General features: G+C 52.6%; 14 protein-coding genes. 10 read left to right on the top strand and 4 right to left on the bottom strand.

The annotated features are described in order from the left end of the window. Positions 1-12: 12 nt before the first annotated feature. Together IE073_RS06265 and IE073_RS14130 are read right to left on the bottom strand one after the other, a co-directional pair. On the bottom strand, positions 13-558 hold the full coding sequence (locus tag IE073_RS06265; RefSeq protein WP_189582807.1) for a DUF1415 domain-containing protein: 546 nt from the start codon (positions 556-558) through the stop codon (positions 13-15). Positions 559-1,308: 750 nt separating this feature from the next. Beyond that, the gene (locus IE073_RS14130) at positions 1,309-1,458 is read right to left on the bottom strand and encodes a hypothetical protein (protein WP_233349862.1); all 150 of its coding nucleotides are present in this window, start codon (positions 1,456-1,458) and stop codon (positions 1,309-1,311) included. Between IE073_RS14130 and IE073_RS06260 the strand changes: the two genes are divergently transcribed. Together IE073_RS06260 and IE073_RS06255 are read left to right on the top strand one after the other, a co-directional pair. After that, positions 1,450-2,583, top strand: a complete 1,134-nt coding sequence (locus tag IE073_RS06260) for an alkaline phosphatase D family protein (protein WP_189582805.1) — start codon at positions 1,450-1,452, stop codon at positions 2,581-2,583. The two genes, IE073_RS14130 and IE073_RS06260, sit on opposite strands and share 9 nt — an antisense overlap. A 225-nt stretch (positions 2,584-2,808) precedes the next feature. After that, on the top strand, positions 2,809-3,513 hold the full coding sequence (locus tag IE073_RS06255; RefSeq protein ID WP_189582799.1) for a cell wall hydrolase: 705 nt from the start codon (positions 2,809-2,811) through the stop codon (positions 3,511-3,513). Between the two features lie 19 nt (positions 3,514-3,532). Here IE073_RS06255 and folD read toward each other — a convergent pair whose 3' ends face one another. After that, on the bottom strand, positions 3,533-4,417 hold the full coding sequence (folD, locus tag IE073_RS06250) for a bifunctional methylenetetrahydrofolate dehydrogenase/methenyltetrahydrofolate cyclohydrolase FolD (protein ID WP_189582796.1): 885 nt from the start codon (positions 4,415-4,417) through the stop codon (positions 3,533-3,535). A gap of 175 nt (positions 4,418-4,592) precedes the next feature. Between folD and IE073_RS06245 the strand changes: the two genes are divergently transcribed. From IE073_RS06245 to IE073_RS06230, 4 genes are read left to right on the top strand one after another with little or no spacing between them, the layout of a single operon-like run. Continuing rightward, positions 4,593-5,396, top strand: a complete 804-nt coding sequence (locus IE073_RS06245) for a type II secretion system protein N (protein ID WP_189582793.1) — start codon at positions 4,593-4,595, stop codon at positions 5,394-5,396. A gap of 2 nt (positions 5,397-5,398) precedes the next feature. Beyond that, positions 5,399-7,288, top strand: a complete 1,890-nt coding sequence (locus IE073_RS06240) for a secretin GspD/PilQ domain-containing protein (protein ID WP_189582788.1) — start codon at positions 5,399-5,401, stop codon at positions 7,286-7,288. Between the two features lie 5 nt (positions 7,289-7,293). Next, positions 7,294-7,992, top strand: coding sequence for a type II secretion system protein N (gene gspN / locus IE073_RS06235; RefSeq protein ID WP_189582785.1), 699 nt, complete (start codon positions 7,294-7,296; stop codon positions 7,990-7,992). A 33-nt stretch (positions 7,993-8,025) separates the two neighbouring features. After that, positions 8,026-8,418 (top strand): hypothetical protein, encoded by a 393-nt coding sequence (locus IE073_RS06230; RefSeq protein WP_189582782.1) that lies wholly within the window; start codon positions 8,026-8,028, stop codon positions 8,416-8,418. Here IE073_RS06230 and IE073_RS06225 read toward each other — a convergent pair. Then, positions 8,411-8,869: a prepilin peptidase gene (locus IE073_RS06225; RefSeq protein ID WP_189582779.1), complete on the bottom strand. Its 459-nt coding sequence runs from the start codon at positions 8,867-8,869 to the stop codon at positions 8,411-8,413. The two genes, IE073_RS06230 and IE073_RS06225, sit on opposite strands and share 8 nt — an antisense overlap. A gap of 111 nt (positions 8,870-8,980) precedes the next feature. On the opposite strand from IE073_RS06225, the gene mgtE reads away from it, so the two are divergent. The 4 genes from mgtE to IE073_RS06205 all read left to right on the top strand — a co-directional run bounded on the left by mgtE (position 8,981) and on the right by IE073_RS06205 (position 13,590). Then, positions 8,981-10,330: a magnesium transporter gene (gene mgtE / locus IE073_RS06220; protein WP_189582776.1), complete on the top strand. Its 1,350-nt coding sequence runs from the start codon at positions 8,981-8,983 to the stop codon at positions 10,328-10,330. 92 nt (positions 10,331-10,422) lie between these two features. After that, complete coding sequence (locus IE073_RS06215) at positions 10,423-12,078, top strand: lysozyme (protein WP_189582773.1); 1,656 nt, start codon at positions 10,423-10,425, stop codon at positions 12,076-12,078. Positions 12,079-12,123: 45 nt separating this feature from the next. Beyond that, positions 12,124-13,125, top strand: a complete 1,002-nt coding sequence (locus tag IE073_RS06210; RefSeq protein ID WP_189582770.1) for a hypothetical protein — start codon at positions 12,124-12,126, stop codon at positions 13,123-13,125. Positions 13,126-13,158: 33 nt separating this feature from the next. Next, positions 13,159-13,590, top strand: a complete 432-nt coding sequence (locus IE073_RS06205) for a DUF1489 family protein (RefSeq protein WP_189582767.1) — start codon at positions 13,159-13,161, stop codon at positions 13,588-13,590. Positions 13,591-13,658: the final 68 nt, after the last annotated feature.

The following is a 13,658-nucleotide window of genomic DNA, read 5'->3' as shown; positions in this document are numbered from 1 at the left end:
CTGCGTTTCGAGCTATTTATAACACGCCGCCAATGATGCCTGCATCGCGTCCAACCCGAGGGCCCGCGTAAGTTCGATATTTCGATCTGGGATTTTTTCGGGATTTGGGTGGTTATTGATTGCGCGCTCTACACTCGCCTCACGCAAGATGTGTAGCATGGGATAGGGCGAACGGTTTGTGTAGTTGCTGGCGTCATTTTCATCCGCGCCGTCAAAGCGGTATTGCGGATGGAAACTTGCGAGTTGATAGACGCCCTCATAGCCCTGATCGTTTAGCACGGCCGTGGCAACGTCTAATAAATCTAAATAAGTTTCGAAATCTGACAGAGCTGTTGGAAAAATCAAAAGGCTCGTTTCTCTGTCTGGGTCCGCATCTAAAGCGAGACACTGCAGCATGATTTGCTCAAGCTGGCTTTGTAAATCACCGGTCTCAATCACCGCATAGTGTATGCGACCCGCATCATATTCACGTTTCGCGAAGGGGCATAATCCGTGGTGGATGATGACCTCAGAAAGCCATTTTTGGGTATGAGATATGAGTGTCAGGTGATCGGGCATGGGGGACGGGATAGGCGACATAGCGGCGGGACGATAGGGTGGATGTCGTTGGGCAGTATAGGTGCCAAGCGCTGCGGGTCTGTTGAAGTGTGGGGCAATCCGCCCCTCGTTGTTACCAGAACAGGTCCCTTATGAGGGAAGAAGTGGCCGCAAAATCTTCCTTTTCAAACTCCTTCCCGTTTTAAAAAATGAAGTGGTGATGAAATACCACTTAAAATCAATGCGTTGAATTTTTTCTAAGAGATGCGTCCCCGCTGCCAAATTCTATGTCATTTTAAAGCTGTCTTCTTTCAACGGGCGGTCATGTGCACATTGACCTGATCGGAAAGAAGCGGCGCCTGTCATTGGATGAAACTGGGTAATGTCAGTGAAGTTGGGTGGCCTAACGAGAGCTGATTACCCCACGACTGGGTTGTTCGGCCGATTCGTGCATTTCTGTTTTCACAAAAAATAGAACCATCGAAAATTGAGCAGCCTTGGCCCAATTTTCGATTCCGAATAAACAGAATTGCACCAGGAAAAAGGCGTCGTCGCGAGTGTCCCTTCGGGGTCGAAAACCAAAACCAAGCTTTTCCAGTTCCGCTGGACCCTAGAATACACTCGTGAACATCCCGACCTTCGGGGCATTTTTCCAAAGCAGAAACTGAAGACCGAGAGATACAGGACGTCACTGAAACACAGGGGCGTCTGAGGGTCCCAAAGGCGGCTGCATCAATTCGTCCTGACGCCGCACACAGATAAGATTCCGACTCACGGGCGGGTGACAATGTCTCGTGTCTGCTCGGTCGTGCCGACTTGCTGTGCGTTTCGGCATGCGACAAATCTGGAGCCCAGCACAAATAGTCCGAAATCTGACATGACAGCGCCGTGGAAGCTGACTAAGAAAAAGACATGAAACATTTAATCTCCCTCTTGGCCACGGCCGCACTGTCGTCTTGTTTCCTCGCCGCCTGTGCGACGATGCCTTCATCCACCTCCGATCCCGTTGAAACGGGTGTAACACCCATGACGTCTGCGCCGTTAGATATGTCCAAACCTTTGACCCGCATTGCTTTCGGCTCCTGTTTGGATGAGACGAAAGATCAGACAATTTGGAATAAGGTCGCTGTAGAAAATGCCGATCTTTTCCTGTTCACGGGCGATAATGTCTATGGCGACACTTATAAGTCAGACCCGCGCTGGACTGATCCGACGATGCCCAAGATGCGCGACAGTTATAACACGCTGGCCGCGGTGCCCGAATTTGCCAATTTCCGCGCCAAGACGCCGATGCTGACCACATGGGATGACCATGATTATGGCGCGAATGATGCAGGGGCCTATTATCAGTTTAAAGACCTCGCCCAAGAGATATATCTGGATGCTTGGGCCGTTCCCGCCAATGACGAACGCCGCAAGCGTAATGGGGTGCATACTTCGAAGATTATTGGTCCCGTAGGACAGCGTGTACAAGTCATCATGTTGGACACGCGGTTTTTCCGCACAGAGCTGCAGGCGACGGATGAACGTAATGCCGCCGGGAAAGAACGTTATGTCCCGCTTGAAGGTGGGCACGGGACGATGTTGGGCGATGACCAATGGAAATGGCTGGCGGCGGAGTTGAAAAAGCCTGCAGAGCTGCGTCTGCTAGTTTCATCTATTCAAGTCCACGCGGATGGCCATGGCTGGGAAGCGTGGCGGACAATGCCGGCAGAGCGCCAAAAGCTCTATGATCTGATCGACGACAGTCAGGCCGAGGGCGTGGTTCTTATATCGGGCGATCGTCATGCCGGTTCCATCTATCGCCGCAATGATATTACCGATTATCCGCTCTATGAGGTCACGGCTTCGTCTTTGAATTTGCCGCAATCCACATGGCGCGCGGAAGCCGGCAATACCGACATGGAGGACGGCCCATATCGTTTGCATCCGATGCAATTTGAGGTGAATTACGGAATTATCGACGTGGATTGGGACAAAAAACAGGCGAAATTGAAGGTTGTCAGTCCAAAAGGCGGCGATTTCGTCAATATTTTTTCCTTTTAGGCCCGTTTGCGAATTCTTCCAAAAAGCTCAATTTTCCAAAGTGTGATTGTGAAAAACAGTTATTAAACAGAGTGTTAATGCTGATTAACCTTGATTTTCTTGGCCGTAATATCACTTGCCACCCGTTGCAAAAGAGTCACAACCTTCGAAAAAGGCGCGTGATTTGCAACGGTTCACGGTGAAACACATTGTGTGGGCGCCAAAATCGGCTAGGGAGCGCGGGTTATGCGCAACGTGCAAAACATATCGGGCTGGCTGGGAGCTATTGCCACTATTGCAGTCGTCTCGGCTACGATTCCTGCGATCAGCGGTAAGACCGCCGCGCAGCGTGACAATGCCGTATGGGCGGAAGCCGTCGCAGACTTTCAAGCTTTTGACACTGCCGCGATTGAATTCGACATCACGAAAACGCCTAGATTGCGCGATGCGTCCGATATTCGAACGCTTTCTCCGCTCCGCATTGAACATCGTCGCTGGGCAGAAACACGCGCGGCTGAACATAAGTGTCTTTCGGAAGCCGTTTATTATGAGGCCCGCTCTGAAACGCGTTCGGGGCAGCTAGCTGTGGCTGATGTGGTCAAGAACCGAGTGAAGTCGAAACATTATCCCGACACGATCTGCGGCGTTGTCTATGAAGGTGCTCATCGTCCTTTCGCCTGCCAATTCTCTTTTGCCTGTGACGGATCAATGGATCGCGCGCCCAAGGGCAAAGCTTGGGAACGCTCGCAAGCGATCGCGCAGGTTTCCCTCACGGGGTTTGTGCCAGATTTAACGAAGAATTCGACGCATTATCATACGGTCGAAATTCAACCCGATTGGGCCGAAACGCTCGAGTTTAAAGCCAAGATTGGCTTTCACAAATTCTATCGCCCAAGCTGGCGCGAGCGCAACACGAGCGTATCTGCCATCGCGATTGCCCCGCCGACCTAAGTCGCGCGTCTTCGCTGATCTAAATTTTCAGTATCTCTGGGCGGTCTATTTCACGTCGGTCACAAGCGGCTAGAACCGTATTTCGTAACAAGCAGGCGATTGTCATCGGTCCCACACCGCCTGGAACGGGCGTGATGGCGCCCGCCACGGATCGGGCTTTTCTGTAATCTACATCGCCAACAAGGCGAAATTGACCTGGACGCTTTACACTGGGAACACGGTTGATTCCGATGTCGATAACGCAAGCTCCGGCTTTCACCCACTCGCTCTTCACCATTTTTGGGCGTCCAACCGCGGCGACAAGAATGTCGGCGCTTCGGCAGACAACCGGTAAATTTTCCGTACGCGAATGCGCAATCGTTACGGTGCAATTCTGCTCAAGGAACATCAACGCGGCGGGTTTGCCAACCAGAATCGAGCGGCCGAGAACAACGCAATGTTTGCTTGTCAAATCACCCAGCGCCGCTTTGGCCAAAATGACAGACCCAGTCGGCGTGCAGGGCCGTAGTCCGGGTTGACCCAAGACAAGGCGGCCTGCCGAGACCTCGGTTAATCCGTCAACGTCTTTAGAGGGGTCGATTTCTGCGATAACGGCATTGGAATCGAGATGATCGGGAAGGGGTAACTGCACAAGAATTCCATCGACCTCTGCGTCAGCATTTAAGGCGCGGACGATAGCGACGACTTCTTCCTGCGTGGCTGTCGCGGGTAAACGATGTTCTAGAGATCGCATGCCCGTTTCTTCGGTGAATTTGATTTTATTACGGACGTAGACTTGGCTGGCGGGATCGTCGCCGACAAGAACAACGGCGAGCGTTGGTGTGATTGGGAGGGCTGCGACCGCTTTGGCGACCGTATCGCGGGTTTGGGCGGCAACGGCCTTACCATCTATCAAATTGTCCATGAGGGAGCCTCGAAATGCAAACTGTGGAGATGTTAAGGCGTCCTAGCAGGTCCATCGTCGATTGCATCGGTTTTTTCAGCTTTGACACTTTGTAACGTCATAAGCTGTCGCCTTGGCAGACCTGACCCGCTATGGTTTAAAAGAAAGCTCTAGAGGCTGATTTGAGAAGGACCACATGCAGGCTGCTCGCATAGCTTTAAATACTGGAAGTGCCGTCCTTGTCGCCGTGTTGGGCTGGTTGATTGTACGTATAGTCTTGGGCGTGGCGAGTCCGTCGAGTTTACGGACTGCCGATCCAATCATCGCGCCAAATTTCGGCGGGGCCGCTCTTGCATCCAAGCGCGCCTATGATTTTACATCCGACCCTTTCTCGTTCGGAGAGGTGGCCGCGCCGCTTTCAACGGAACCTGTCGAGGACGCACCAGAGACAAGCCTAAATCTGAAGTTAAAAGGCATTGTTTCCGATAGCAGTGCCGTCTTTCGTCTCGCGGATGGGAAAGATAAACCTGTCGCGATAGGTGATGAGGTCATGAGTGGTGTCACGTTGACCCGCACGACAAAGACGTTTGTAATTTTGGATGTAAATGGGGAAACGCAGAAGCTGACACTGGAACGCGTCAAGCTGGACCCGAAAGGCGAAAATGCTGTGATTGGACGCGCGCCTGTTGCCCCAGTGACAATGCCGACCCGTGCGGAAGCGGAAGCTTTGTTCTCACAGATTTCTCTCAAGCCGCAGTTGGAAATTTTGCCGGACCGCACAACCCGTCTGCAAGGGTACCAAATCACGCCGCGCTCTGGCGCTGATCTCTCGAAATATGGGCTTCGCTCTGGGGATATCGTGACGCGCGTGGGGCCTGTGCTTTTAAACGCGAACCGTGTGAATATTAAAGAGCTCAGCGAGTTAATCTCGACCGGTGCTGCACAAGATTTAGATGTTATCCGTGATGGTTCATCCGTTACGATCCGCTTAGGCCAATGACCATGTCCATCCGAAAACTTTTTGCTTCCGCTGCCGTCGCCTTGGCGTTGTCTGCGACCCTGCCGAGTCCCGCATGGGCCGCCGATGATCATATCATAAATATGCAAGATGTAGATATGAAGGTGTTCATTGAGAATGTGGGGATCGTGACAGGCCGAACTTTTGTCATTGATCCGCGCGTGAATGGAAAGGTGAATATTGTTTCGGAAAAACCGCTCAATGAGAATCAGGTTTTTGCGGTTTTTAAGGAAGTTTTGCGCGTACATGGCTATACGGTTGTTCGCTCCGCCAATGGGGAATATCGGGTGACCTTGCTGCAAGGTGCCGCACAAGATGCCCCTTTATCGGTATCGGGCAATGGAATTGAAGGTCAATTTGCAACGACCATTTTGCGCGTCCCAGATGGTAAATCTGCGGAAGCCGCCCGCCTCATCAAGCCAGTTATGCATTCGCAAGGACAAGTCTCCGCAAACCCAGATGGCGACATTATCGTTATCACAGATTTCGCCGAAAACCTGCGCAAGGCGCGCGCCATTGTTGAAGCAATGGGCGAAGGCGGGAATGTTCGGGAGACCATTCAGCTTTCGCAACTTTCCGTGTTGGACGCGCAAGAGGCCCTAAAACAGTTGAGTGGGGCAAAGGCTCCTTATAAACTTGCAGCGCTTGAGGCGACCAATAGCTTAATTGTCGAGGGTACCCCGAGCGAAGTTGCGAAGCTGCGGACTTTACTTCAGAGTATGGATGTCGGCAGTTCTGTTCCCCGCGGCGCGATTTCGGTCGTGCCCTTGCGCTTTGCAGACGGAGAAGGCCTCAATGAGCTAATTCAACAGCTCCTACCCACCTATGTGATTGAGGGACAACCGACGCCGACCGTCGCGTATGAAGCTGGATCAAATACCCTTGTGATCAGCGCTGCAGGTCAAGTTCAAGCGGACTTAGAACAAATCATTCGGCAGCTCGATAAGCGCCGCCCGCAAGTCCTCGTCGAAGCCATCATTGTCGAAATCTCTGACAATGCTGCCAAGGAACTGGGCGTTCAATTCGCTCTGGGCGGGATTAACGGGTCAACGGTGCCTTTGCTGTCATCAAATTTCTCGCGGCAGGCAGGAAACCTCCTTAACGTCATTGGCGCGATTGGCGCGGATGACGTCGGCTTGAGCGAAACGACCCGTTCGGCATTTGAGACGGCAGCGGTCTCCTCTATCGCGGGTATTGATGGAGGTTCATTCGGGGTTGGCGGGAACAGTGGTGATACACTTTTCGGCTTGATCATCAATGCGCTCGAAACGGACGAAGACAGCAATATTTTGTCGACTCCCTTTGTCACGACCTTGGATAATGTGCCCGCAACATTTCTTGTTGGCCAAGAAATTCCGATCACAACAGGGGAAAGTTTGGGCGGGACTAATATCAATCCTTTCCGGACATTCGAGCGTCAAGAAGTTGGTATCCAGTTAGATGTCCTGCCGCAAATTTCAGATGGCGACGTTGTTCGTCTGGAAATCGAACAAATTGTTTCCTCTATTTCGGGCGTGCTAACCTCCGCAGCGGGCGATTTTGTATTGAATAAGCGTGAGATCACGACGACAGTTTTGGCCAATGATGGCGAGATCATCGTCTTGGGCGGGCTCGTGCAGGATGACGAGCAAGTCAATGTCGCGAAAGTCCCAATTTTGGGCGATATCCCCGTCGCCGGAAAGTTGTTTCAATCCAAGGGACGCACGCGAAATAAAACGAACTTGATGGTGTTCCTACGCCCGACGATTATTCGAAATGCGGCGGATGCACGCCCTCTGACCCAAGAGCGATTGAATCAAATTCGGATTGAGGATCTAAACCAGAGTGGTCGAACGGTATCCAAGATTGACAATCTGCTGGCGCCATCGCGATAATTCGAATGCGACGTTGGATTTTTCCTGCCGCCCTTGGGGGCATCGCTGCCTTTATTTCGGCACTTCCGTTGGCATGGATTGGGCCAACGGCAATGCCCGCGGAAATAAAGTCCCTCGCGCCAGAGCTGAGTTTCGGCGGGACGCTGTGGAACGGCCATGTGTCAGGACTTCCGATTTTGGGAGCGGCCAATTACAATCTTTCGCCATTGGCGGGACGTGTTGATATTGAAGCTGGAGATGGTCGAAATTATTTTTCTGGACGTGTAGGACGCTCACAGCTGGAGAACTCCGAATTCCGAGCAGATTTAAATACTATCCCCTTTAAAGATGGTCGCCTGCAAGGTTTGCGAGGTGAAGTTGCCGCTAAAATTTCTGAAATGACATTCACCGAGACGGGCTGTGAAACCGCAACAGGAACAGCGCGTACGGACGTTTTGGAACGTAATGGCGGTTCAATTCAATGGACAGGTCCAAACCTCAGCGGCCCTATTCGTTGTGAAGCTGGCGCAATTTTAGCGGATTTAACGGGACAAGATTCCCAGCAAACGATTTCGGCATTCATCCGCTTGTCTCCCGATGGAACCTATCGCGCGGATGTGACGGCACGCACCGATCGCGCAGAAGCCGATGCGGTTTTGCCGCTCTTTGGATTTACGCGAGCGGGCCGAGATTTTAAGCTGACAGAACAAGGGCGTTGGCGCTAGGTCATGAATATGCGCTGGATAGGGATGAGTTTTATGTTGTTGGCAATATCTGCCTGCACTACGACGCCGGCCCCTACGTTGGGTGATACAGCCAAGACAGCATCGCGGGACGCCGAGAGAGGCTCTAACACCTGCGCACTCTACGGGTGGACAACGGATGAGAAGCGGAGTTTTGTTTTTTACGCGGATGCTCAGACAGCGCGCTATGACACGTCCGAAGGGCCAGTTGACCTCAAAGCGCAGAGCGAATTTCCGTCATTGCTCTATACAGATCCCGATGGTGAGCGCGTTGAATTGCGGTTGGGTGAAGGTGAGGCAATGACAGACGGCATGCGCTTCCCAACTGCGCGTATCGTCACGCAGACTGATGAGGGGTGGGAGCGCTTGCGACCTGTAGCCTTGGTCCGAAACTGCCAAATTAAATAAAATTCAACCCGATGAAAGTGACCGCAATACCCGCCGCCAGAAACGGGCCAAATGGAAGTTTTAATTCTCGTCGGTTTTCTGAGGGCTGTGTTAAGATAAAGGCCAGGGCTGTACTGCTTGCGATCAGGACGATGAAGGGAAGCGCCACCGCCCCACACCAAGCACCTCCGACCGCGAGTAATTTTGCATCACCGCGCCCCAGGCCGTCCCGTTTTCGGATAAGGCGATAGGCCGTTTCGACAGTCCAAAATAAGGCATAGCCCAAAACGGCGCCCAAGAGGAAAGGGTAAAAATCCAGCGCGACGTTGAAATTATAGATCAAGCCAATCGCGATCAGAGATTTTGTAAGCGGGTTGGGTAAGCGGTAAGTTTGCCAATCAATGACGGATAGCCACAGCAGGCCCCCCAGCAGGACAAGGGTTCCAACCCACTCTATGACACCTGAACTCATGCGTAGGGCCTAACGCCTGCCATTGGTGAGGTAAAATGGATTTACGGATGCAAGCCGAGGCTTTAGGCGGGTCACACGCCATGCCAATTCGGCCATTCCCAAGGTAGACCCATGAGCCAATCTGACTCACACCTCGAAGAAGACACGCCGATCCAGGACGCGCTCGCGATGAACGATGAGGTGTTGCTGTCCGAAACGCTGGCACGCCTTCATCCTGCTGATGTTTCTGACGAGTTGGAACAGCTCTCCGCCGCTGAGCGCGTGAATCTCATTACGCGTGCGCCTGAGCTCATCTCGGGCGATGTTTTGGCAGAGATGGAAGATGATGTTGTCGAAGACATCCTGCCATTTCTGGATGCGGACCGAATTGCTGACGCCTTGTCCGAAATGGATAATGATGACGCGACGCAAATCTTGGAAGAGATGGAAGATGCGCAGCGTGACGAAGTTCTTTGCGCCGCGACCCCCGAAGATCGTGCCTCCTACGAGGAAAGCCTCGCCTTTGATGATGAAACGATTGGTCGTCTCATGCAGCGCGCATTCGTGGCTGCGCCCGAGTTTTGGACCGTCGGAGACGCGATCACCCATATGCGCGAAACAGGTGAAGACCTGCCTGAGCTTTTTTTCAACGTCTATGTCATCGACACCGCGTTTAAGCCCATCGGCTACGTGCCCGTCAGCCAATTGATGCGGGCTCAGGTCGATGTGCGCCTTTCTGATCTCATGATCCGAAAAATTGTCGCGATTGGTCAAGATGTTGACCAAGAAGAAGCGGCGTATCAGTTTGAGAAATATAGTCTTATCTCCGCGCCCGTTGTGAACGCGGAAGGTCGTCTTGTCGGTATGATGACCGTCGATGATATCATCCATATTATTCAGGATGAGAACAAAGAGGACATTCTCGCCTTGGCGGGTGTTACGGACGCTGGCCTTGCCGATACGGCCGTCGAAACGGTGCGCGCGCGCGCGCCATGGTTATTTATCAACCTTCTCACGGCCGTCTTGGCCAGTCTCGTGATTGCGCGATTTGATTACGCGATTACGGAAATTGTCGCCCTTGCGGTGCTTATGCCAATTGTTGCCAGTATGGGCGGGAATGCCGGTACACAGGCGCTCACCGTGGCCGTTCGGGCTTTGTCAGAGCGTGAATTAACTCCGCAATCGGCGTGGCGCGCAATTCGTCGTGAAACCATAGCTGCGGCCATCATTGGGTTGATCTTTGCCGTGGTGTTGGCCCTCATTGCTTATATCTGGTTTGGCGATCGGGAACTCGCTCTGGTGGCGTTTATCGCGATGATCGTGAATCACTTGTTTGCGGGTCTCGCTGGGATTGCGGTGCCTCTAGGGTTAAAGCGCGCGGGTGCAGACCCCGCCGTAAGCTCATCTGTCTTTGTGACAACCGTAACTGATGTGGTGGGCTTCTTTTCCTTCTTGGGAACCGCTGTGATAATTCTTTTATAGTTTCTTCCTAGACGCAATTTCGGCCCGAGTTTTGCAACGCCTCTCCCAACTCAATCGGGCCTTCGCCCGAGTTGTATTGATTTGGGACGCACATGAGCCAAAAACTCACAGATTCTGCGCTGGCAATATCGGACACTGGCCTCAAGCTTATCAAAGCTTTTGAGGGCTATCGTCCTGTCGACCGTGAGCTGGTGACTGGTCAACGCGTGGTCGGTTACGGGCATCGTCTCTATTCTGATACCGCGGTGATGATGAGTAAGAGCGAAGCGGAACGCGTCCTGCGCGCCGATCTTCAACCCTTTGAGGACATGATTAATTCAGAGGTTCATGCGCCGCTGACACAAAGCCAGTTTGACGCGCTTTGCTCCTTCGCATTTAATATTGGCCCGAAGGCTTTCCTGACCAGCGACACGCTACGCGCCCTCAATAACGGACGTCCGTTAGACGCGGCCAATGGTCTGGATATCTGGCGTAAGTCAGAAATTGCAGGAAAAACTTACGTCGTGGATGCCCTGATGCGTCGTCGCACGGCGGAGAAGGCACTATTTTTGCGTACAGAACGCAATTTGCCCGCTGGCTCTATCGATCTTCCGCCTGTTCGCGATACGACTATTTCAGGGCTATCGACGGAAGATGCCTTGCCCGTTTTTTCAGCAAGTGACTCCAATGGCGTGGTCGCAACCGCGCCGCATGAAGCCATCGAACCGCAACATCGCCGCCGCGAGGATGGCCCTGCGGGTGCCTTACAACTCTCCGAATTAGATGTGATCGAGGACGACACAAATCTTGCCGACATAGACGATAAGGCAACGGATGATACGCCGACCCCTGATCCGCATTTGTCTATCGATGTGAATACGGATGGGGATGAGACAGAGCTGAGCCTTGAATCATCAGATAATGTCATTCTGGCCTTCCCTGATCAGACAGCCACTATTGATCTAAGTTCAGATTTGCTGGCGGATATTTCCTCAAGCGAATTGGATATGTCTGCTGACGACCTGTCGTCGATGGATCCGGACTTGGATGCCAAAATAGAGAACGAGCTGCCAGAGACTGCGGATTTTGAGACAGATTTGGCCGCGTTTGACACATCGGACTCAGAAAGTTCAGATGCCGAAGACCCATCATCGGATGAAATCGTCTCTGACACCCCTGTTCGACAGTCTCCTATCGCAGCAGCGGCCTCAGACATTGTCGCGCGGCTCGACGCCTTGATTGAAAATGCGGATGCGCAATTTGATGACCGTGACGAGAGCTGGCCTGAGAGCCTCATTACGACAGAGCTTTCTGAGGATAGCGATCCTGAGCTACCGATGGATCGGGATGAGGATGACCAGGCAATGTCAGTTGAGCCTGAACAGCCAGCGACCCGCCGCGCCAGAAAACGCGCGACTGCCGTGACCCCGAAAGCGGGTCCTGCACCGGCTAAACCAATGATCGTAATTGATGAACTAGCCCAAGATGACGCCTTCCGTGTCCGCAATGACTCTGCCGCGAAATATATTCAATCTCGCCCGCCTTTACGTCAGGCGCAACCCGTTCCGACTGAAAGTAGCTTGGGGCTTTGGATCCCAGTGCTCCTTGGCTTCCTACTGGTCGGGCTGGCTGGCGGCACGATGATAAGCGGGGCAGAAGCGCTGCTCGGAGACTGGGGACCAATCATTGCCTTCACAGGATTTGTCATTGGTTTGGCGCTTATTCTGGCGGGTGTTTACGCGGCATTAAGGATGAATCTACGCGACTAAGGTTCGTCAAGACCTTCGCAATAAATAGGACGTAAGGAAGTTTCTATGTTGAACGATAATACTACACCTTACCATGATGATCAGCCCGAGATCAGCGGCGGGACGCCGATGGCGCCCATGATTCCAGATTGGAGCGCGCAAAATTCAGCAGCCTTCCAGAAAGAGATCACGTCTTTTGAGCATAATTTGGCGGGCACAGGCTTGTTCACAGATGAGGCTCTTATTGATTTGTTGGAGCGTCACCCCTCTGAAAAGCTAGATGTCTGCACGATGGGCGCTTCCGATCATCCGCTTTATCCTAACAAGTTCCGCACAGGTGACTTCCGCGACGTCCCAGGCAAAGTGCTTTTGGATGCCGCAAAAGCTGGTCGCGTTTGGATTAATGTGCGCGAAGCAATGAATATACATCCGGAATATAAGAGCGCGCTTGATCGCATGTATGGCGAATTATCTGAGAAGACGGGCAATCGCGCTTTCAACCCGCGTGGTGGAATATTGATTTCCTCACCTGTTGCCCGCGTGCCGTATCACTTTGACAAAACAGAAACGATCCTTTGGCATGTGCGGGGCCAGAAGAGAATGTACCTCTATCCGCTCACGCAGAAATTCATTCCGGATGAGTCATATGAAGCCAGTATTACAGACTTCTTGAGCGATGATCTGCCTTATGATGCGTCCTATGACGAGGCCGCAACAGTAATTGATATCCCCGAGGGCGCGGCTTTGACCTGGCCATTAAATCAACCGCATCGGGTTGATAATCAGACGTTTTGCGTGTCCGTAACTACCGAATATTCGACGCGCGAATCTGGGATGAAAAATGCCGCAATGGTCACAAATGCTACGCTGCGCCATCGTTTCGGTATGTCGCCCTCATATGCGACCGACAGCGAATTGTCTCGTAAGGTAAAGTCAATTGCGGGTCGGGTTTTGCGGAAAACACCCCTCGTACCTGATACGTCCTCACCGGATATGGTGACGTTTCGTATCGATGCAAATGCCGACGACTTCATCGTCGATACAGATCCATATCCGCGCACCTTCTAGCAATCGGCTTCACCCCGCTCTACATGGGTGGGGATGACCATACATTTGCAAAAACTATCCGTTGGGTCTGAATCGATACAGACGCTTATCGACTGGCAGAACCACGTCGTCGCACGGCGGCGGGATCAAGGTTTGTCTGCCCACCACGTCCACATCACCCGCATGTTCCCTAAACGTCGTGAAGAATTACTCGATGGGGGTTCGATCTATTGGGTGATCAAAGGGAACATAATCTGTCGGAATAGGATTGTCGCTTTGGAAGAGACGGTCAAACATGAACGTCGGGCTTGTGCCATTTTGATGGACCCCGAACTCATTCCCGTTCTTCCCGTCCCACGCCGTGCGTTTCAAGGCTGGCGATATTTGCAGGACAGCGACATACCTGCTGACCTAACGGGGGCGGAGAGCGGCGCTGATCTCCCAGAAGCTTTCCGTGCTAAGTTAATTGAACTTGGTGCGTGGTGATCGTCTAGGGCAACCCAATAATTATCCAGTCATAAAAAAAGCCCCGAACCTAGGTCCGGGGCTTTCGC

This window comes from Litorimonas cladophorae (assembly GCF_014652455.1).
GTDB lineage: Bacteria > Pseudomonadota > Alphaproteobacteria > Caulobacterales > Maricaulaceae > Litorimonas > Litorimonas cladophorae.
Note: the sequence above shows the minus strand (reverse complement) of the source record. Positions and strands in the feature narration are given on the sequence as shown.